This is a genomic window from Pedobacter heparinus (assembly GCF_032678725.1).
In the GTDB taxonomy this organism is placed as follows: Bacteria; Bacteroidota; Bacteroidia; order Sphingobacteriales; family Sphingobacteriaceae; genus Pedobacter; species Pedobacter heparinus_A.
Map to the genome: position 1 here is coordinate 1 of NZ_JAVTSC010000013.1, position 20,869 is coordinate 20,869.

Annotated in this window: 14 protein-coding genes and 1 pseudogene; 14 read left to right on the forward strand and 1 reads right to left on the reverse strand. The window is 40.8% G+C overall.

Features of this window, described 5'->3' with window-relative positions; translation table 11 throughout:
- The 14 genes and pseudogenes from R2Q85_RS18380 to R2Q85_RS18445 all read left to right on the forward strand — a co-directional run.
- A pseudogene (locus R2Q85_RS18380) lies at nt 1-481 on the forward strand (gfo/Idh/MocA family oxidoreductase); the annotation flags it as partial.
- Between the two features lie 79 nt (nt 482-560).
- Nucleotides 561-2,108, forward strand: coding sequence for a sulfatase (locus R2Q85_RS18385; protein ID WP_316813250.1), 1,548 nt, complete (start codon nt 561-563; stop codon nt 2,106-2,108).
- A gap of 120 nt (nt 2,109-2,228) precedes the next feature.
- On the forward strand, nt 2,229-3,257 hold the full coding sequence (locus R2Q85_RS18390; protein WP_316813251.1) for a LacI family DNA-binding transcriptional regulator: 1,029 nt from the start codon (nt 2,229-2,231) through the stop codon (nt 3,255-3,257).
- A 77-nt stretch (nt 3,258-3,334) separates the two neighbouring features.
- Nucleotides 3,335-4,189 (forward strand): sugar phosphate isomerase/epimerase family protein, encoded by an 855-nt coding sequence (locus R2Q85_RS18395; RefSeq protein ID WP_316813252.1) that lies wholly within the window; start codon nt 3,335-3,337, stop codon nt 4,187-4,189.
- A gap of 17 nt (nt 4,190-4,206) precedes the next feature.
- A complete protein-coding gene (locus R2Q85_RS18400) occupies nt 4,207-5,100 on the forward strand; it encodes a glycerophosphodiester phosphodiesterase family protein (RefSeq protein WP_316813253.1) in 894 nt (297 codons plus the stop codon).
- Between the two features lie 4 nt (nt 5,101-5,104).
- The gene (locus R2Q85_RS18405; protein WP_316813254.1) at nt 5,105-7,579 is read left to right on the forward strand and encodes a phosphocholine-specific phospholipase C; all 2,475 of its coding nucleotides are present in this window, start codon (nt 5,105-5,107) and stop codon (nt 7,577-7,579) included.
- 23 nt (nt 7,580-7,602) lie between these two features.
- A complete protein-coding gene (locus R2Q85_RS18410; RefSeq protein ID WP_316813255.1) occupies nt 7,603-8,628 on the forward strand; it encodes a zinc-dependent alcohol dehydrogenase in 1,026 nt (341 codons plus the stop codon).
- Between the two features lie 29 nt (nt 8,629-8,657).
- Nucleotides 8,658-9,713 (forward strand): substrate-binding domain-containing protein, encoded by a 1,056-nt coding sequence (locus tag R2Q85_RS18415; RefSeq protein WP_316813256.1) that lies wholly within the window; start codon nt 8,658-8,660, stop codon nt 9,711-9,713.
- 28 nt (nt 9,714-9,741) lie between these two features.
- Entirely contained in the window at nt 9,742-11,250 is a 1,509-nt protein-coding gene (locus tag R2Q85_RS18420) for a sugar ABC transporter ATP-binding protein (protein ID WP_316813257.1), read from the forward strand.
- Nucleotides 11,251-11,286: 36 nt separating this feature from the next.
- Nucleotides 11,287-12,231: an ABC transporter permease gene (locus R2Q85_RS18425; protein ID WP_316813258.1), complete on the forward strand. Its 945-nt coding sequence runs from the start codon at nt 11,287-11,289 to the stop codon at nt 12,229-12,231.
- Between the two features lie 12 nt (nt 12,232-12,243).
- Nucleotides 12,244-13,731 (forward strand): mannitol dehydrogenase family protein, encoded by a 1,488-nt coding sequence (locus R2Q85_RS18430; protein ID WP_316813259.1) that lies wholly within the window; start codon nt 12,244-12,246, stop codon nt 13,729-13,731.
- Nucleotides 13,732-13,755: 24 nt separating this feature from the next.
- Nucleotides 13,756-14,664 (forward strand): carbohydrate kinase, encoded by a 909-nt coding sequence (locus R2Q85_RS18435; RefSeq protein WP_316813260.1) that lies wholly within the window; start codon nt 13,756-13,758, stop codon nt 14,662-14,664.
- A 100-nt stretch (nt 14,665-14,764) separates the two neighbouring features.
- On the forward strand, nt 14,765-18,145 hold the full coding sequence (locus tag R2Q85_RS18440) for a TonB-dependent receptor (protein ID WP_316813261.1): 3,381 nt from the start codon (nt 14,765-14,767) through the stop codon (nt 18,143-18,145).
- Between the two features lie 5 nt (nt 18,146-18,150).
- On the forward strand, nt 18,151-19,902 hold the full coding sequence (locus R2Q85_RS18445) for a RagB/SusD family nutrient uptake outer membrane protein (RefSeq protein WP_316813262.1): 1,752 nt from the start codon (nt 18,151-18,153) through the stop codon (nt 19,900-19,902).
- A 103-nt stretch (nt 19,903-20,005) separates the two neighbouring features.
- Here the strand turns inward: R2Q85_RS18445 and R2Q85_RS18450 are convergent, their stop codons facing one another.
- Nucleotides 20,006-20,707: a FadR/GntR family transcriptional regulator gene (locus tag R2Q85_RS18450; protein ID WP_316813263.1), complete on the reverse strand. Its 702-nt coding sequence runs from the start codon at nt 20,705-20,707 to the stop codon at nt 20,006-20,008.
- Nucleotides 20,708-20,869 lie beyond the last annotated feature (162 nt).

Below are 20,869 nucleotides of genomic sequence, written 5' to 3' on the forward strand. Positions count from 1 at the left end.
CGATGTAACCACAACGATGATCAATTGTGCCAATGGGGAGACAGTTTTGTTAAGTCATGATACGCACTTGCCACGGCCTTATTCATTGGGATTTAGAGTACAGGGAACTGGTGGGATCTGGATGGATGTAAACAAATCTATTTATATCGAAAAACAGGCTAAAAACCATGATGCGTGGGAACCGGTGAATGCATGGTTTGAAAAATACGATCACCCGTTATGGAAAAAATATGAAAAAGAAGCTGTTGGTGCCGGACATGGTGGTATGGACTGGTTCGTATTTAATGGTTTTATACAGGCGGTAAAACAGAAAAAACAAACTCCTATTGATGTATATGATTCTGTAACGATGAGCGTAATTACACCGTTATCTACTAAATCTTTAAAAGAAGGCAACATGCCTCAGCAATTTCCTGATTTTACCAAAGGGAAATGGAAGGACAGGAAGCAGACATTTGCCTTAGGTGATAGTGGATTTTAATTCACATTGAACTGATTGCTTTTACCCCTTTTAAAAGCTAAATTAGCTATGGAAATTATACATTCAGAAAAATAATCAAATGAAATTCATAAAGAGGCTGTTTTTCGTGCTGGTCGTACATTTCGGTATTTACGCGACTATACAGGCTCAGCACAAAAAAGCAACGGTAAAAAAGCCGAATATAATTGTTATCGTTTCTGATGATCACGCCTTTCAGGCCATCAGCGCTTATGGAAATAAACTGGTGCAAACACCCAGTATTGACCGTATTGCTAAAGAAGGGGCTATATTTAATAAGGCCTACGTAACCAACTCCATCTGCGGTCCAAGCAGGGCTGTGATCCTTACCGGAAAATACAGTCATATCAATGGATTTAAAGATAATGTTTCTGCTGATTTTGACCACAATCAGGACAATTTTGCAAAGCATCTGCAGGCGGGCGGCTATCAAACCGCCTGGATTGGAAAATTACATCTTGGCAGTAAGCTCCAGGGCTTTGATTATTATAGTGTTGTGCCCGGTCAGGGACAATATTATAATCCTGATTTTATCGGCATAGATGGAAAAACTACCCGTAAAGAAGGATATATTACGAACATCATTGAGGATGATGCTGAACAATGGCTGGATTCAAGGGATACTTCAAAACCATTCTGCCTGGTTGTAGGCCATAAAGCTACCCACCGGACCTGGCTGCCTGATACTACAGATATGGGGAGGTATGATCAGGTTCAGTTTCCATTGCCCGCAAATTTTTACGATGATTATAAAAACAGGGAGGCAGCAAGACTTCAGGACATGAGCATTGATAAAACCATGCTGATGGGCTATGATTTAAAAATGCTTTCTTACAGCAAAAACGGTGAGGGCGCAGTAAATAGGATGAACCCTGCACAACGCGCTAAATTTGATGCGTATTATCAACCAATCGAAGCAGATTTAAAAACAAGAAATCTATCTGGAAAAGCATTGGTGGAATGGAAATACCAACGCTATATGAAAGATTATATGAATACTGCTGCGGCATTGGACCGGAATATTGGCCGGATGCTGAATTATCTTGACCAGCATCATTTAACAGAAAATACCCTGGTAATTTATCTTTCAGACCAGGGTTTCTATCTTGGAGAGCATGGCTGGTTTGACAAGCGATTTATGTACGAGGAGTCATTTAGAACACCAATGGTAATGAGGTACCCGGGAGTGATTAAACCCGGAACCCGATCCGATAATTTTGTAATGAACCTGGATATTGCGCCAACCTTACTGGAGGCTGCAAAGCTGAAAGTGCCATTGGAAATGCAGGGTAAATCAATCCTTAGACCATTTAAAGATAAAACTGTTAAAGGGCGGGATGTCATGTTTTATCATTACTATGAAAATGGAGAACATTCGGTATCGCCCCATTTTGGAATCAGAACCAAAAGATATAAGCTGATCCGTTTCTATAAAAAGGTTGAAGGTTGGGAACTCTACGACTTGCAGAATGACCCCAGGGAAATGAACAACATTTATGGTAAAAAAGGTTATGACGAAATTACCAGGAAGCTTGTTAAAGAACTGGATAGCCAGATCAATAAATTCGGAGATAAGGAAGCCAGGGAAATTTTAGATCACAGGCGTTAAAACAATACCGGATTTAGATGTAATGACAAGTTTTTCGATTATTTTAATATTTATTTTGTTATTTAATCGATTAAACATACCTTAGTCTTCTTATTTATTTTAACTCTAACCAGGTAGCTGATGAAAAGGAAAGTATCAATGAAAGATATCGCTCAAAAACTAGGCGTATCTACTGCATTGGTTTCCTATGTACTAAATAATCAACTTGAAGACAGGATAAATAAAGAAACTGCCGAAAAGATCAGACAACTTGCTGAAGCGCTTAATTATCAGCCAAATCATATCGCGAAAAGTCTGAAAAACAATAAAACCAACACCATTGGTCTTATTGTAGCAGATATATCTAATCCTTTTTCAGCAAATATCGCGAGGATCATTGAGGATGAAGCAAAAAAAAGCAAGTATACGGTGATATTTGGAAGTGCTGATGAGAGTTATAAAAAGTCCCAGGATCTCATCAATGTTTTGTTAAGCAGACAAGTGGATGGCTTTATCATTGCACCAGCTGAAAATTCAGAAAAACAATTGCTTTTATTGAAAAAACAAGGTGTTCCTTTCGTGTTGATAGACAGATATTTCCCTGAACTTGATGTTGATCGTGTCATCTTAAATAATTATAAGGCTGCGTATGATGCAGTTACTCATTTGATCTCAAATGGGTACCGAAGAATTGGAATGATAAACTTTAATACCGGACTTTTCCATTTGCAGGAACGGGTGCGTGGATACAAGGAAGCCTTGGCGCAATTTAAAGCTGAAGACCTGGATGAAAATTTTAGGACGGTCGATGAAAAGGCAATTAAAACTGAAGTTAAATTACGTATAGATGAATTGCTGAATAAAAGCGAAGCCATAGATGCTTTGTTTTTTGGCTCTAATAATCTGGCTATTGAAGGGTTGGCTTATCTGCAAAGCTTAAAAATAAAAGTACCTGATGAGTTGGCTATTGTCTGTTTTGATGAAGATAATGCTTACAATTTATTTCATTGTCCGTTAAGCTATGTTAAGCAACCATTATATGAAATAGGAAGGACCTCGGTTGAAATGTTACTGAAAGCTATCGCTGAGGGAAGTAAAAATACAAATGTGGTTTTGGACGCGGCATTAATGATTCATGAATCATCTATGGCTGTACCTGAAATAAGTTAAAAAAAAATAAACAATTTGTTTAAACGATTAAACCATCGATAAACAATAGAGATAATTAACCATTTATAACTATAAGTATGATTAGGTTTGGAGCTTCCATGCTTTCATGGATTTCGCGATGGACACCGGAAAACGGCCGGTATGCCATACAAAAAACAGCTGCCTGCGGATTTGATCTGCTGGAAATATCACTGCCGGCTACTTTAGAACTGGATGTTAAAATGATAAAGGAAGACCTGATGGCCCATGGACTTGATGCTACCTACTCATTGATACTGCCGGCTGATCATCACCTTCCAATACATCCTGATAAGGCTTTGCGCTTAATTTGCAATTCGATAGATTTTGTTGAGGAAATGGGTGGGAATTACCTTGGAGGCGTGCTTTATTCCGCTATCGGATGTTTTACAGGCGCGCCTCGAAACGCTGGCGAGATTGAAGTGCTGAGGGATGTTTTAAAATCAGTAGGAGGTTATGCGTTTAGCAGGAGAATCACCATTGGAATTGAACCCATCAACAGGTACGAGACGTATCTCTTAACCTCAGCCAGAGAAGTGATAGAATTGATCGCTGAAATTGACTGCCCTGCTCTGGGATTGATGTTAGATACCTTTCACATGAATATCGAAGAAAATGGTTTCTACGATCCCGTAATCGCTGCAGGCGGGCAGCTTAAATATATCCACATGACGGAAAGTGACAGAGGAATGCTCGGCGAAGGAAATGTGCAATGGGATGATTTTTTCAGGGCTCTGGCTAAAATTAATTATTCAGGCGACCTGGTCCTTGAAAATTTTTCTTCGGCAGTACCGGGGATGTCTGCGCTGACATCACTTTGGCGTCCTTCAAAATATAATGCAGAATCTCTGGCTGTGGGCAGCCTTAAATTCATGAAAAGTAAGATAGCAGCACATTTTTCACAAAACCATTAAACTAATCATCTGTAACAATGAATGTAAAAAATATTTTTTCAGCAATCCTGTTCACGGCTTTATCGCTAGGTATTTCGCAGGTTTCAACAGCTCAAAAATTAAATAAGGTTGTAGTCAAAAATTTAAAGGAACTGCAACAATACTTTACCTATAAAAAAGACAATCCGATAATAATTAGCGGGCACCGTGGGGGTATGATGCCTGGTTTTCCCGAAAACTGTATCGAGTCTTGCGAAAAAACGCTCTCATTAATGCCGTCTTTTTTTGAGATTGACCCACGTTTAACAAAAGATAGCGTAATTGTACTGATGCATGATGAAACAATTGACAGAACTACAAATGGGAAAGGAAAGGTTGCTGATCATACCTATGCCGAACTTCAGACCTTTTTCCTGAAAGACAGAGATAAGAAAATGACCAGTTATAAGATACCAACCCTTATGGCGATGCTGAAATGGGGAAAAGATAAGACCATTTTTAATTTTGACAACAAGCAGATACCATGGGAAATCTATTCAAAGCTGCTTAAGGAAACAAATTATGCAAACATCATACTAAGTGTACGGAGTTTGAAAGAGGCGTTGTTTTATTTTGAACGAAATGATAACGTTATGTTTTGCGTCGGCATTAACAATATGGATGATTACAATGCTTATCAAAATTCTGGCATTCCATGGAACAGGATTATGGCTTATGTGGGTTATTCCATGGAACCCGATCAACAGGAAGTGTACAAATTGCTGCACAATAATGGAGTGATGTGTATGATTGCTGTGGGTCCAACAAAGGACAGGGCAAAAACAGATCAACAGCGAAAAAAAGGTTACCTTGAAGAGCTGGCAAAGAAACCGGATATTGTAGAGACAGATTATCCGTCTTTATTTCTGGGATTGAACTTGTCCAAAAATTAGAAAGATGAATTCCAGAAGAGATTTTTTAAAAAAAGCAATGCTTTTGTCTGGCGGCGCTGGTTTAGCAATGGTGCTTCCGTCTTCTATTGAACGTGCTTTAGCCATTAATCCTACTTTAGGGAGCACCTTTTTGGATGCAGAACATATTGTTATTCTGATGCAGGAAAACAGATCTTTCGATCATTGTTTCGGAACTTTAAGTGGCGTAAGGGGGCTTAACGATCCCAGGGCGATTTTCCTTCCAGATAAAAAGCCTGTATGGATGCAGACCAATGCCATCGGAGAAACTCATGTTCCTTTTCGTTTAAACCTTCAGGAAACTAAAGTAACCTGGATAGGTGACTTGCCCCATTCCAGGTCAAATCAGGTAGACGCCTATAATGCAGGTAAATATGATAAATGGCTGGATGTAAAAAAATCCAGTAACAAAAAATATGAAAATATACCTTTAACGCTCGGACAGTACACACGGGAGGATCTTCCTTTTCATTACGCAATGGCTGATGCCTTTACCATTTGCGACCAGAATTACAGTTCTGCGATGACCAGCACAACACCTAACAGATCTTTTTTCTGGACTGGTAAAGTTACGCATGCAGTAGATGGAACAGACAAGGCCCATATTCGGAATACTGATTTTAGCCTCGCCGGAAATCCCTGGACTACTTTTCCTGAATTGCTGGAAGAAAACAATATCTCCTGGAAGTTTTATCAGAACGCTTTAAGCTGCGGAGGCGGTTTTGCCAATACAGAAAGAGCCTGGCTGGCTAACTTTGGGGGGAATGTGCTGGAATTTTTTGCTGCGTATCAGGTAAAATTTACAGCTAAATACGTGGAAGGCCTGCAAAAAAGAATGATTGAACTACCGGAATTGATTGCTAAACTACAGCAGGAAAAGGTTTCCAGCACCGTAGTTCAGAAAAGAATTTTAGCGAATATCCAAAATAAACAGGCTGCTCTGGACAGTGCGAAATCCGAATACACAAGGTGGAGCAAAGAAAGTTTTGATCAGTTACCTGATAAAACCAAAGAACTGTATGTTAAAGCCTTTGTGGTGAACGATGGGGATCCGGATTACCGTTCCATAACAACCCTGCAATATAATTATCAGGGCAGTGAGAATGAAACGGAACTGCCGAAAGGGGACATTCTGCATCGTTTCCGGGCAGATGTAAAGGCAAATCAATTACCTACAGTTTCCTGGCTCGCAAGCCCTCAGAATTTTTCTGACCATCCCAGCGCTCCCTGGTATGGTGCATGGTATGTATCTGAGGTGATGGATATTTTAACAGAAAATCCAGAGGTCTGGAAAAAGACCATTTTCATTTTAACCTACGATGAAAATGATGGTTATTTTGATCATATTCCTCCATTTTCCATTCCAGATAACCGTAAACCGGAAACCGGAAAATGTTCTGCGGGTATAGATACAGAATCAGAGCATGTACGGCTCAACAATGAATTAAAACAAGGCGTATCTGTTAAAGAAGCTAGAGAAGCGCCAATAGGCTTGGGCTTTAGGGTTCCAATGCTCATTGCCTCTCCATGGACAAGGGGTGGGAAGGTATGCTCTGAAGTATTTGATCACACCTCAACTTTGCAATTCCTGGAAACTTTTATGAACCTAAAGTTTGGAAAGAAAATCCATTTGGACAATATCAGTAAGTGGAGAAGAACCATTTGCGGCGATCTGACATCCGTATTTACGCCTTACAATGACAAACCACTCGAAAAATTGCCATTTATAAACAGAAATATCTTTGTAGAGAACATATACAATGCAAAGTTTAAACAAGACCCTGCAGCGGCCAAGGCGATGCTCAAACAGGAGCCGGGAGTCCGAAAGTCCTGCGCATTGCCGTATGAACTTAACGTAAATGGTCAGTTAAGTGAAAATAAAAAGGAATTCGTGATAGATTTTGGTGCTGGAAAAGAATTTTTTAAAGCACGCGCTGCGGGAAGTCCGTTTACGGTCTACGCACCAGTCGCTTATCAGAACGAACTGGGAAATGGTTATGAAGTTTGTCGCAACTGGTGGTTCGCGGTGATACCTGGAGATCAGATTAAATATTCATGGCCCATCAATGCCTTTGCAAATCAGCAATATCATCTTCGGGTAAACGGACCCAATGGATTTTACAGGGAATTTTTGGGGAATGCTAAAAATCCGGAACTGCATATCACTTGCAAACCTGAAGTGAATGATAAAAATATGCCATCAGGCAACCTGGTGCTGGAAATGGCCAATCTTTCATCAGAAATCTATTCTCTTCATATTGAAGATCAGGGTTACGACAAGAACTCCTACAGGATTGATTTAAAACCCAAGGCTGGAAAGAAACTGGTTTTAGAACTCAAAAATAGTTGCAACTGGTACGATTTTACAGTTAAAACTTTGGGTTTTCCTGACTTTATGCAAGGTTTTGCTGGACGGATCGAGAGCGGAGAAGAAGGTTACAGCGATCCAAGAATGGCTTAATATATAGAAATTAAATGATCGAAATGAAACAATACTTAATGACAGAGCCCGGAAAGATTGAAACTCTGGATGTGGCAGTTCCCGGAGATTTAAAAGATAATGAGGTTTTATTGGAAATACAAAGAATAGGCATCTGTGGGTCGGATATTCATGTTTATCATGGCAAACATCCTTTTACTTCCTATCCTGTGGTTCAGGGGCATGAATATAGTGGCAAAGTGATTAAAGTTGGCAATGCCGTTACAAAGGTAAAACCGGGGATGAAGGCGACCGCAAGGCCGCAATTGGTTTGTGGCCAATGTAATCCTTGCAAAAGGGGGCAGTACAATGTATGTCAGCAACTTAAAGTACAAGGCTTTCAGGCACCCGGTTGTGCGTCAGAATATTTTATTGTTACAGAAGAGCGAATTCTGCCCCTGCCTGAGGAGCTGAGCTATGAACAGGGAGCCCTGGTTGAGCCCGCAGCTGTTGCAGCCCATGCTACAAACAGAGTAGCTGATCTGACTGGTAAAAACGTTGTGGTTTCAGGTGCTGGTACCATTGGCAACCTTGTGGCCCAATTTGCAGTAGCAAGAGGTGCTGCTAAAGTATTAATTACTGATTTTAGTGATTTTAGATTAGGTATTGCCGGTATATGTGGTGTCCATGAGGTCGCTAATTTAAAAACCGAAAAGTTTTCGGATGCCGTTTCGCGTACTTTCGGTGCAGCCGGTTTTCAGATAGGCTTTGAGGCCGTTGGCGCACAAAGTGCATTAAACGCCCTTGTTGGAAATATAGAAAATGGCGGATCTATAGTAATTATTGGTGTGTATGAACAGCATCCGGTTGTAGATATGGGATTTGTAGGAGAACACGAGCTGAACCTTTTTGGAAGCATGATGTATAAACAGGAAGATTACGTAGAAGCTATTAAATACATCGCTGAAAACAGGATCAATACATCAGCACTGATCACCAATCATTTCCCGGCTGAGGGATTTTTAGCTGCTTACAAAATGATTGATCAGGAAGCCGACAAAGTTTTGAAAGTGATGATTGACATGAAATAATAAAATAAACAATACTAAACAAAACCATTATGAATACGAACAAATTTAAAAAATGCAGTAAAAATCATACTTACAATTGTATGTTTTTAGCGGTTCTGGTGATGCTGCTTACTGTAACCGGCTGCAACTCTAAGAAGGCCGAAACTAATGGACAACAAAACCAAACAGCCGATGTTGAAAGTAAAACTGACTTATCAAACATCAAAGTTGGTTATTGTACACCGTCACTCAATGCGCCGTTTTATGTTGCTTTATCACAATCCATTCAAAAAAATGCAGAAGGTTACGGCATGAAATTCATCTCCGTTGATGGACAGGGCGATATCGCAAAACAAGTAACAGCAGTAGAAGACCTTATTGCCAAGGGGGTGCAGGTATTGATCATTAATCCATTAGATCCAAAGGCACTTATACCAGCTATTAATGCTGCAGCAAAATCAGGTATTCCAGTATTTGTGGTAGACAGCTTTATTGAGGATAAGGCAGATTATATTACTTCTGTTTTAGCTAATAACCAAGGTAACGGAGATTTAGTAGGTGAGTGGGTAGTCAATAAGATAGGCAATACCAAAATCAAAGCAGCCATAATTTCTGGTGCACAAGGCAATCCGGTAGGTATGGAAAAACGCCTTGGATTTATCCGTGGTTTAGCAGAGACCCAATTGAGAAAACAAGGAAATACAGATTTTCAGATCGTTGCACAAGGCTGGGGCAACTGGTCCAATAGCGGGGGCTTGAAAGCAATGGAGGATATTCTGGTAGCACACCCGGATGTTAATGTACTGCTGGCAGAAAATGATGCCATGGCTATGGGTGCACAAAAAGCCATTAACGAAGCAGGAAAATCTGCAAATATACTTGTTGCGGCATTCGATGGACAAAAAGAAGCACTTGAACTGATCAGGGATGGGAAATTTGGTGCCACTGCGTTGAATAGCCCATCAGAACTTGGAAAACTGGTAGTGCAGTCAGCAGTAAAACATTTAAATGGAGAAAAACACCAGGCGAAAACCATATATACACCAGCTAAATTGATTACTAAAGAAAGTGTTGGGCAGTTTTATGATCCAAAAGCGATATTTTAAAGATGATGGCATTCAAATTTAGTTGGTTATGATGGGGAATCAAAGCGCTATAAAAAGTGTTGAATTGAAGAATATTTCCAAATCATTTGGAGGAATCACTGCTTTAAAAGACGTGACTTTGAAAGCTTTGCCAGGAGAAATCCATGCATTGATGGGGGAGAATGGTGCCGGGAAATCTACCTTGATGAAAATTCTTTCCGGTGCCTATCAGATGGATAATGGAAAAATTCTGATAAACGGCGAAGAAGCGTTAATCAGGAATACGCATGACAGCAAACAGCTGGGCATTGGGATTATATATCAGGAGTTTTCTTTGGTCCCTGAACTTTCAGTGGCCGAGAATGTATTTTTAAACCAGTTGAATAGAAATGGGTCCTGGCTAAAGTTGAGCAAAATGAAGCGTGAAGCTTTGGCTTTAATTGAAGGTATTGGGTTCAGCATTGATCCGGGCCTTAAAGTCTTTAACCTGAGCATTGCCCAGCAACAAATTGTAGAGATTGCCAAAGCCCTTTCCGATAATGTAAAGGTGCTGATACTGGACGAGCCTTCAGCGGTATTGGGGCTGGCGGAAGTTCAAAAATTATTTGAGACCTTACAAAAGCTAAAAAAAGAAGGCGTTGCTATCATTTACATCTCACATCACTTGAGTGAAATATTTCAGATTGCAGATAGGGTGACTGTATTAAAAGACGGTACTTCCAGTGAAAGCCTACTGGTGTCACAAACGGATAAAGCGACCATTATTAATATGATGCTTGGCCGCTCCTTAAATGCCATGTTCCCGGTCCGGAACCATTCCATTGGAGCGGAAATTCTCCAGGTAAAATCCGTTTGCAGTGCTGAAAAAGTAAATAATGTATCTTTTGTGGTCCGTAAAGGAGAAGTGCTGGGCATAGCCGGCCTGGTAGGTAGCGGAAGAACGGAGACGGTCAGGGCCATATTTGCTGCGGACAAAAAAAAATCAGGCTCAGTATATGTTGCTGATCGTAAAACTACATTTAAATCACCCAGGGATGCCGTAAAGCAAGGTTTGGGGATGGTACCTGAAGACAGAAAACAGCATGGGGTCATTCTTTCCCTTTCCATTAAGGATAACATCAACTTAACAAATTTATCGGCAGTGTCTAATGCATTTGGCTTTATTCATCAAGGAAAAGAAAATTCGGTTGCTGATGAAATGATTCAAAAACTAAAAATTAAAGCGCCGGGAAGTAACGTGCAAACCGGGAAGTTAAGCGGAGGGAATCAGCAAAAAGTGGCCCTGGCCAAATGGCTCAATCGTGATTGCACTATTATGATTATTGACGAGCCTACCCGCGGTGTTGATGTTGGTGCCAAAGTTGAAATCTACAACATCATCAATGAACTCTCTGCCGATGGTGTAGCCAGCATAATTATATCTTCTGAAACGGCTGAGCTCATGGGAATTTGTGACCGGATCCTGGTGATGAGAGAAGGACAAATCCAGGGGCTGCTGGATAAGGAAGATTTCAGCGAAGAAGTTATACTTCGGCTCTCCATCGGAGCATCACATTGAGCAATTCATATAACCGAAATATAAAAACATTATAAAATGAGCACCAGTTTAAAAAATCCACTTCATCTAATCATAAAATATAATACACTCGTCATCTTTCTCCTCATGCTGATTGTTTCTGCATTGGTGTCAGATGCGTTTTTTACCGCGAACAATCTAGCAAATTTAATCCGTCAGGTTGCACCAGTCGGCATCATCAGCATGGGCATGTTACTTGTCATCTTAACGGGAGGAATAGATCTTTCGGTGGGCTCGGTTGTAGCCATGGTAGGCGTATTGAGCGCTTTATTTACCCACATGATGCCATTGCCGCTGGCCATTGTTGCGTCTTTAGCTTGCGGGATAATGGTGGGTAGCCTATCCGGCTATCTGGTTTCCTTCCAAAAGATGGCTCCATTCATAGCTACACTTGCTTTAATGACGATTGTGAGGGGGCTTGGTTTTATTTTTTCAAAAGGAGCACCGGTTATGGTTGCTGAAAATGCAACGGCATTAACAGATTTTGGAAGTGAAAACCTACTGGGCATCCCCAATCCTGCAGTAATTCTTTTTGTCGTTTTTGCAGCTACATCTGTTCTGTTAAAATACAATGTATTTGGCCGTGTGCTCATCGCACTTGGCAGTAACGAAGAAGCTGTACGTTTGTCAGGTTTGAAAGTTTCTGTCTATAAATTCTCAGTATATGCCATCACCGGAGGCCTGGCTGCTATTGCAGGCCTCATCAGTACCGCAAGAACATCAGTAGGTTCACCAAATTTAGGTGTCGGGCTGGAGTTAGATGTGATCGCTACTGTTGTTATAGGTGGTACCAGTCTTGCAGGTGGCAGAGGATCAGCAATTAATACTTTTCTTGGCGTGCTCATCGTAGGAATGATGGGAAATGTCATGAATCTTTTAGATATCGCAGCATATTCACAGCAGGTGATCAAAGGTCTGATCATCATCTTCGCCGTACTGCTGCAAAGATTTCAGGATAAATAAACAGGAATGAATATGGATAATATTATAGAATTAAATGCATTAAATCTTTCTTCAGTCCCTGAAAATGTAAAAATCCCTACGTATGACCGTTCCAAGGTAAAAACCGGAATTGTACACGTTGGAATAGGAGGATTTCACAGGGCACACCAGGCTTATTATACGGATGAGCTGCTTCAAAGTCATGGGGCTGATGACTGGGGTATTTGCGGGATTGCCCTGCTCGAAACCGATAAGAAAATATATGATGTACTGGCCAGGCAAGATGGTTTATATACCTTAATGATAACCGAACAAGACGGTCGCAAGCATGCAAGGGTGATAGGGTCTATCGTGGAGTATCTGTTTGCCCCCCTCAACCCAGCTGCTGTGATCAAAAAGATGGCAGACCCGGGGGTCAGGATCATTACGCTTACCATTACAGAAGGAGGGTATAATTTCCATCCCGACAGCGGCGAATTTATGGCTGATACTGCAGGAATTCAGTGGGATCTTTATAATCCTGAACAGCCAAAAACCATTTTCGGATACCTTACCCAGGCTTTAAAGTTGCGGAAAGAAAATGGAACAGGAGTACTAACGCTTCAGTCATGCGACAACATACAACACAATGGTGCCGTCTTAAAAAAAATGCTCATGGCCTATATCGCGCTGGCCGAGCCCGAACTCAGTGGCTGGGTACAAAAGCATGTTTCATTTCCGAACAGCATGGTAGACAGGATCACACCTGTAACAGCAATTGCTGATATAGCAAGTCTTAGCGAAAATTTTTCGATCGCTGACGAATGGCCGGTGGTTTGTGAACCCTTTTGTCAATGGATCATAGCAGACGATTTTATTGCCGGCAGACCTGCATGGGAAAAGGTCGGTGCACAATTTGTAGATGAAGTTGATCCCTATGAGAAAATGAAAATCAGATTGGTGAACGGCGGACATGTCTCACTGGGCTTTACCGGCTATTTAAATGGTTATCGTTTTGTAAATGAAACCATTTCAGATGATTTGTATTATAATTTTGTGCGCGGTTTTTTAGATAAGGAAGCAAGTCCGGTTTTAGATCCGGTTCCAGGTATTGATATCGAAGTATACAAAACCATACTTATGCAAAGATTTGCCAATCCACATATCCAGGATCAACTGACGCGTATTTTCTCGGAAAGCTCAGCAAAGATTCCCAAATTTATCATTCCTACACTACTTGAACAACTCGAAAATGGAGGTGAAATCAGGAAGTGCGTATTGATGATTGCCTCCTGGTGCAGGTACCTGGAACTGGCGGATACTGAAGGTTATGCTGATGAGGTACAGGATGAAATGCGTTCCACTTTGATCGCGAACGCAAAAGCATCCTTGGAATCCGACGAACTCGCCTTTATTAAAATGGATAATATTTTTGGAAATCTGGTCAGTTATACACGTTTCACCGAATTGTATCTTTCCGTTATCAGGGGCTTGCGGTCTTCCGGTATAGTAAAGATGATAGAGACACTGGATAAATACTAAACGCTCAAATCACCATTTGTAAACATGAACAATAATCAGAAAAAAGATATTAATGTAATTTGCTTCGGAGAAGTTTTATGGGATAACCTTCCATCCGGAAGGAAACCGGGAGGAGCTCCGATGAATGTCGCTTATCACCTCAATAAACTGGGTATTAAAGGCACGCTGATCAGCCGGGTTGGAGATGATCAGGACGGACGGGATTTAATTGATGTATTAGCCGGTTTAGCAATTGATGTGCAGTACTGTCAGGTTGACCGGTTGAACAAAACTTCTACAGTTGAGGTTAACATTACGGCTACGCATGAAGCAGAATATGATATTGTGTTTCCGGTAGCCTGGGATTTTATGGAACACCATGCATCATTTGATGTATTGGTGGAGCAGTCAGATGCCATCGTATTTGGCAGTTTAGCCAGCCGGAATGAAGTCACGAGAAATACTTTATTACAACTGATCGATCGTTCCCGATACCGTGTTTTGGATGTCAATCTCAGAGCACCACATTATAACAAGAACATTATGGAGCCCTTGCTGGGCATGGCAAATCTGCTTAAACTGAATACTCAGGAACTGTTTCTGCTCACTGATTGGTATCATAGTGGCCCGCTTACTGAAAAAGAGCGGGTTAAATTACTGCAGTCAAAATTTAAGATTGACGAAATACTGGTAACAAAAGGGGGGGAAGGTTCAGTATTCTATCATCAAAATGAAGTTTACCATCAATCTGCTTTTGCTGTAGAAGTTAAAGATACAGTTGGCAGTGGAGATTCATTTCTGGCTGCTTTTCTTGCAAAACGTCTGAGCGGATTTTCTATAGTGGAAAGTTTAAGTTTTGCTTCCTGTGTTGCTGGATTTATCACCACCAAAAATGGCGCATGCCCAAATTATCAGGTCGCTGAACTGGAAAGTTTCAATTACCTGCCCGGATGAGCTCATTCAACATAGCCATAAGCACCTAGTTAAGGCTTTCTTTTGAATAAATGTTTAAACGATTAAACAAATAGTTAACCATTATAAACCAAATAAAATTATGAAGTTAAGTGTACTGACAAACATTTGGAATCCAGGGATTAACCGGCCTCCTAAATGTAAAAACTCGTTCGCTTTCCGCGGACCACTCTTTCAAAGCAAAAAGACCAAGCTGTACCTGGCTATTCTTGTACTTGCAATTCCTAATGATGTTTTCGCAAGTCCGGATTGGTCTTTACGAATGGAAAGCAGTTCTGTAATTATTGAATTGCAGCAACAAACCATTTCGGGGCAGGTGGTAGATGCAGAAAACAAACCCTTACCTGGTGCGACAATCCGGGTATTAAACACCAATATCGGTGCAGTTGCCGATGGTAACGGACGTTTTTCCATAGCTGCAAAAGCCGGCCAGACCCTGGTCATCAGTTATTCTGGTTTTGAAAGCCAGAATATTATAGTTGGCAACACTTCAACATTAAAAGTTACATTGGCCGTTTCCTCTTCTAAATTAGACGAGGTTGTAGTGGTCGGTTATGGCTCACAAAAAAGAGCTAATATTACAGGTGCAGTGAGCACGGTATCCGCAAAAGACCTTGAAGGTCGTGTCACGCCTAATGCCGTAAAATCATTACAAGGTATGATGCCTGGTGTGAATGTGTTGCCTGGTGATGGTAAACCCTCCAGAGGTGCTGTTCCGGTTATTCGTGGTGTTTCCAACAGTATAGGTTCTGGTGGTAGTGCACTGGTGTTGATCGATGGTGCTGAAGGTAGTCTGGATGCAGTGAATCCGGCAGATATCGAAACCATTTCCGTATTGAAAGATGCATCCTCAGCAGCAGTATATGGTGCCAGAGGCGCGTTTGGGGTAATTTTGGTTACCACAAAAAAAGCTGGCCAGTCAGATATACGGATCAATTATAATGGCAGTATGTCCAGCAATTCAAGAACAGTAGTTCCCGATGTGGTGACAGATGGATTAACCTGGACAAATGCCTTTTTGAAATCCTACAGGGGTGCACTTGGTGTTGATCCGAATGGCATCAACAATGTGTTTAGATTTAACAATGCCTGGTATGAAGAATTGCAGCGCAGGGCAGCAGATCCTACTTTAGACCGGGTAAGAGTAAATTCTTCAGGTCAGTATGAATATTTTGGAAATACAGACTGGGATAAAATCATTTACAAAAAGAACAATGGCTCGCAACAGCATAACCTCAATGTTTCAGGTGGTAATGATAAAGCAAACTTCTATTTATCGGGGAGGTTATTTGACCAGGATGGGATTTATAATGCAGGTAATGAAAACTTCAGGCAGTATAACATCAGGGCCAAGGGCGAGCTGAAAGTAAAACCGTGGCTTACCATAGGCAATAACCTGGATGTATCCAAAGAAAAGTTCCATCAGCCAATGGTGATGTACGACAGGCAGCTGATCCCAAGACAGGTAGAGCAGCAGGCCTATCCGGTAACCCTTGAAAAAAATCCTGATGGGACCTGGACGGAAGCTTCTGTATATATCGGTTGGGCAGGTTTTGTAGAAGGCACTTCTTACCAGTTAAATAATGAGAATACCATTCGAAACCGTACCAATGTAGATGTACGCATACTTCCTGATGTATTGACATTAAGGGGTGATTTTACTTATGCCATGACCAGGGCAGATCGTGACCGTGTAGAAAATATGTACCAGTTTAATAACGGTCCGGCTATTACCGGTACCCGCAATACTTATAGCTCACTTGAGAACTGGAGGTACGATACGGATTATATCGCTACGAACTTGACTTTAGACTACACTCCTAATATTGGTGCCGACCATTATATGAAAGTAATGGTGGGTGGTAACATGGAGGATAAGACCTATAAGACTCAGCAAACCTACAGAAGGGGGTTATTGTATCCTGAGCTGCCTAGCTTCTCGCTAATGGACGGGACATTTTATACCACTGCTGGTGGAGGATATGAGTGGGGCTTTCTGGGTGCTTTCTTTCGTGCCAATTACAGTTACAAAAGCAAATATTTATTGGAGCTTAGCGGACGTTATGATGGAACTTCGAAATTCCCAACTGATCAGCAATGGGGCTTTTTCCCTTCTGCATCACTGGGTTGGAACATCTCAAAAGAAAATTTCCTGAAAGATGCTACATGGATCAACCAGCTTAAACTGAGGGGCTCCATTGGAAGTCTTGGTAATGGATTGGTAGATCCATATTCTTATCTTTCTACATTGGACATCAAAAAAACCACGGTTGTTATCAATGGATCTCAGCAAAGTTATACAGGAGTGCCAAACCTGGTTCCTACCGGCCTTACCTGGGAAAAATCAACTACCTATAATGCAGGGCTGGATTTCAATGCCTTCAATAACAGACTGGAATTTGTTTTCGAATACTACCAGAAATATACGACAGATATGTATACTGTTGGACCAAACCTACCGGCCGCTTTGGGCTCGGCTTCTCCTAAAGGAAATAACGCCGACATGAAAACTAAGGGATGGGAATTGACCTTGGGTTGGTCAGATTCGTTTGATGTAGGAGGTAAACCATTCAGATGGGGGGTTAAAGGTCTCCTTTGGGATAATGAAACGACCATCACCAAGTTTTATAACCAAACGGGGCTGATCAATGGTACAGCAGCTGCGCCAGTTTATTATGAAGGACAAAAGTTAGGCGAAATCTGGGGTTTCAGAGTATTGGGCTTATTTAAAGACCAGGCTGATATCAACAGTCATGTAGATCAAACCTTCTTTAACTTGTCAAATACCCGTATTTCTATGCCTGGAGATTTGAAATTTGCAGATATCAATGGTGATGGTAAGATAGATCGTGGTAATCAAACCCTAAATAACCATGGTGACCTCGAAATCATAGGAAATACTACTCCGCGTTTCCAGTATGGTATCAACCTGAATGCAAACTGGAACAATTTTGGCATCAGTGCATTTTTACAAGGCGTTGGTAAGCGCAATTGGTATCCGGCAGTTGAATCAGGGTATTTCTGGGGCCAATACAACCGTCCTTATGCATTCTTGCTTAAGGAGCATACCGGTGATAATATCTGGACAGAAGAAAACCAAAATTCCAATGCTTACTGGCCAAGATACCGGGCTTATTTAGCCAACAGGACCGTAGGTCCGATGTCACTGCCCAATGATCGGTTTATGCAGGACATTTCTTATCTAAGGGTAAAGAACATCACTGTTAATTATAGTATGCCTCAAACAGTGAGTAAAAAACTCGGTTTACAGGTCATTAAGTTGTACGTCACAGGAGAAAATCTATTTACTTTCTCTAATTTATTTAAAGTAAATAAAAACTTTGATCCGGAAGTCATCGGAGCCGGGGATGCCGATTTCAGGACCGAGTCCGGCGTTGATGGTGATGGCTATGGCTATCCTATGCTTAAAACAATAACTTTTGGTCTTAACTTAACTCTATAACGAAAATGAAGACATTTAAATATTTATTATTGTTATCGATTACGGTAATGGTAACCAGTTCTTGTAAAAAGGTGCTGGAAAAAGACCCCTTTGACAAGATCAATGCGGACAACTTCTTTAAAACCGAAAAAGATCTGGAGTTGTATAGCAATGGCTTTATCCAAAATAATATTCCTGCAAATGACGACATCACCTTTGGGGATAACTTTGCTGATAATGTGGCCACTACGGCTTCAACTACATTTTTAGCAGGCGCGTTTACTCCTGACGATCAGGGTGGGTGGTCCATTACCGTTTGGCAACGTTTAAGAAATATCAATTATTTCTTAGAAAACTTTTCTAAAGCAAAAGTAAACGATGCCGTTAAAAATCATTATGAAGGTGTAGGCCGTTTCTGGCGTGCATGGTTCTATTTTGATATGGTGAAAACTTTTGGTGATGTTCCCTGGTATGATAAAACGATAGATCCTACCAATCCGGACCTCTACAAAGGACGTGATAAACGAGAAGTCGTCATTGATAATATTTTAGCCGACCTGACCTTTGCTGCTGCCAATTGCAATGCTACAAAAAGCCCTAGCTCCAGTACCGTTACCAAATGGGTAGCACTGGCATTTAAAAGCAGGGTAGCGTTATTTGAAGGAACCTATAGAAAATACCATACTGAATTGGGTTTACAAAGCAGTGCAACAGCTTTATTGAATGAAGCAGCAACATCTGCCAGGGCTGTAATGGACCAGAACCAGTATTCTCTGGTAAACGTCACTGCAGATGTACAAACGCAATACAGGAACCTGTTCATCAGTGAGGCACCTAAAACCCAGGAAGTCATCTTGTCCAATGTGTTTAGCGATGCCTTATCGAGATGGCACAATGCTACCTGGATTTTTAATTCTGCATCTGCGGGAGTACGGACTTCATTAACTAAACAGTTTATCAATACCTATTTGAAGCTGGATGGCAGCAGGTTTACCGATCAGGCAAATTATAACCAGATTATCTTTAGCGATGAAGTTCAAAACAGGGATTACAGACTCAAGCAAACTATCAAAACTCCCGGCCATACCCGTACCGTATCTGGTGTTGCCAATACCCCAAGTGCGCCTAATTTTGCTGTTACACTTACCGGATACCAGATCATTAAATGGAGTTTAGATAATGATAGGCATGATGGAAGTGCCAACAGCTACAACTCCATTTCGGTAATCCGCTATGGCGAAGTTTTACTGAATTATGCAGAAGCAAAAGCTGAACTGGGTCAAATGGATGAAACGGTATGGAATGCAACCATTCGGTTGTTAAGGCAGAGGGCAGGTGTAAATGGTGCTTCACCTGCTACATATGATCCATATCTGGCTGCCTTATATTTAAACCAGACCACTGATAAATGGATTCTTGAGGTGAGACGCGAACGTGGAATTGAGCTGGTGATGGAAGATTTTCGTTATGACGACATCATGCGTTGGAAACTTGGTGAAATGTTAACCAAACCATGGCTGGGTATTTATATACCGCAACTGGATCAGCAAATGGACCTGAACCTGGATAGTAAACCTGACTTGGTGGTAACCAATAATGCTGCTTATCCTTCAGGTGCTTATTATAAAATTGTACTGAGTAATACCTATCGCTTAAACCCCGATAAAAATTTAGAATGGGTAGTAAATAGGACTTGGGCTGATAAAAAATATCTGAGACCAATACCAAGAGCTGCGAATGTGGAGAACCCTGCTTTGGGACAAAATAAAGACTGGTAAAGAAAAAGGGAGTGGTATTTAAATATCACTCCCTTTTTTCTTCATGATCGTTAAATCATTATAATATAAAAATTAGACTATCGACGATTTAGTTAACCATGTGCTAATCAAACAACCTGGCAAAATGGTTTTCCAGGTGGTTTCGCATGGCATTCCTGAAGAGTTCCGGAGAACCATTTTCAAGGATATCCACCAAACCTTTATGCGACACAAATTTGTGTATCTGTGTCTGTTTTTTAAGTAAGCCGCTGTTATGAACATAGTCAAATACCGGTAACAACATTTTTTGAAATGTCTTTAGTGTTTCATTGCCAGTAATTTCATAAAGTTTTCCATGAAATTCGATTTCATGGTCAGTATGAAAAATATAGTTCTGCGAAGTATCAGGTTCGTTTTTTACAATTTCCTTAAGTTCTTCTATATCTTCTTTTGTAATCCGTTGGAAAAGGAAATCGGCCATTCCAATTTCAAGGGCAAGCCTGATCTCAAATATTCCTTTCAGCGTATCCTGATCAAGCACATGAGGATTCATGGTTTTACTCATGATGCCAAAAATATCAGGACTGGTGATGACAGACCCTTTTTTCTTCTTGGTTTCTATCAGTCCCATCATTCTTAAACGCAATATGGCCTCCCTGGTAACGGTTCTGCTTACACCCAATGTTTTAGACAAATCCAATTCGGTAGGGATGACATCTCCTACTTTAAGTTTTCTATCCTGAAGAAGCTGTACCAGGTTTGCTTCTACTTTGTCAACCAGAGAGCTCGTATCTAGTGGCTGAAATGGTTCGGTAATGCTTTCCATTATTATGTATGATAATATATTTGTGTGTCGGAAATTGTTTATACAAACAAATATAATGGTATATAAGTAAATAGGCTAAAAAAAATGTAAAAATTTCTTGCATTATAGAAATAAAAGTTAGTACCTTAGATTTATTATGTTATACATAATACTTAACCTAAC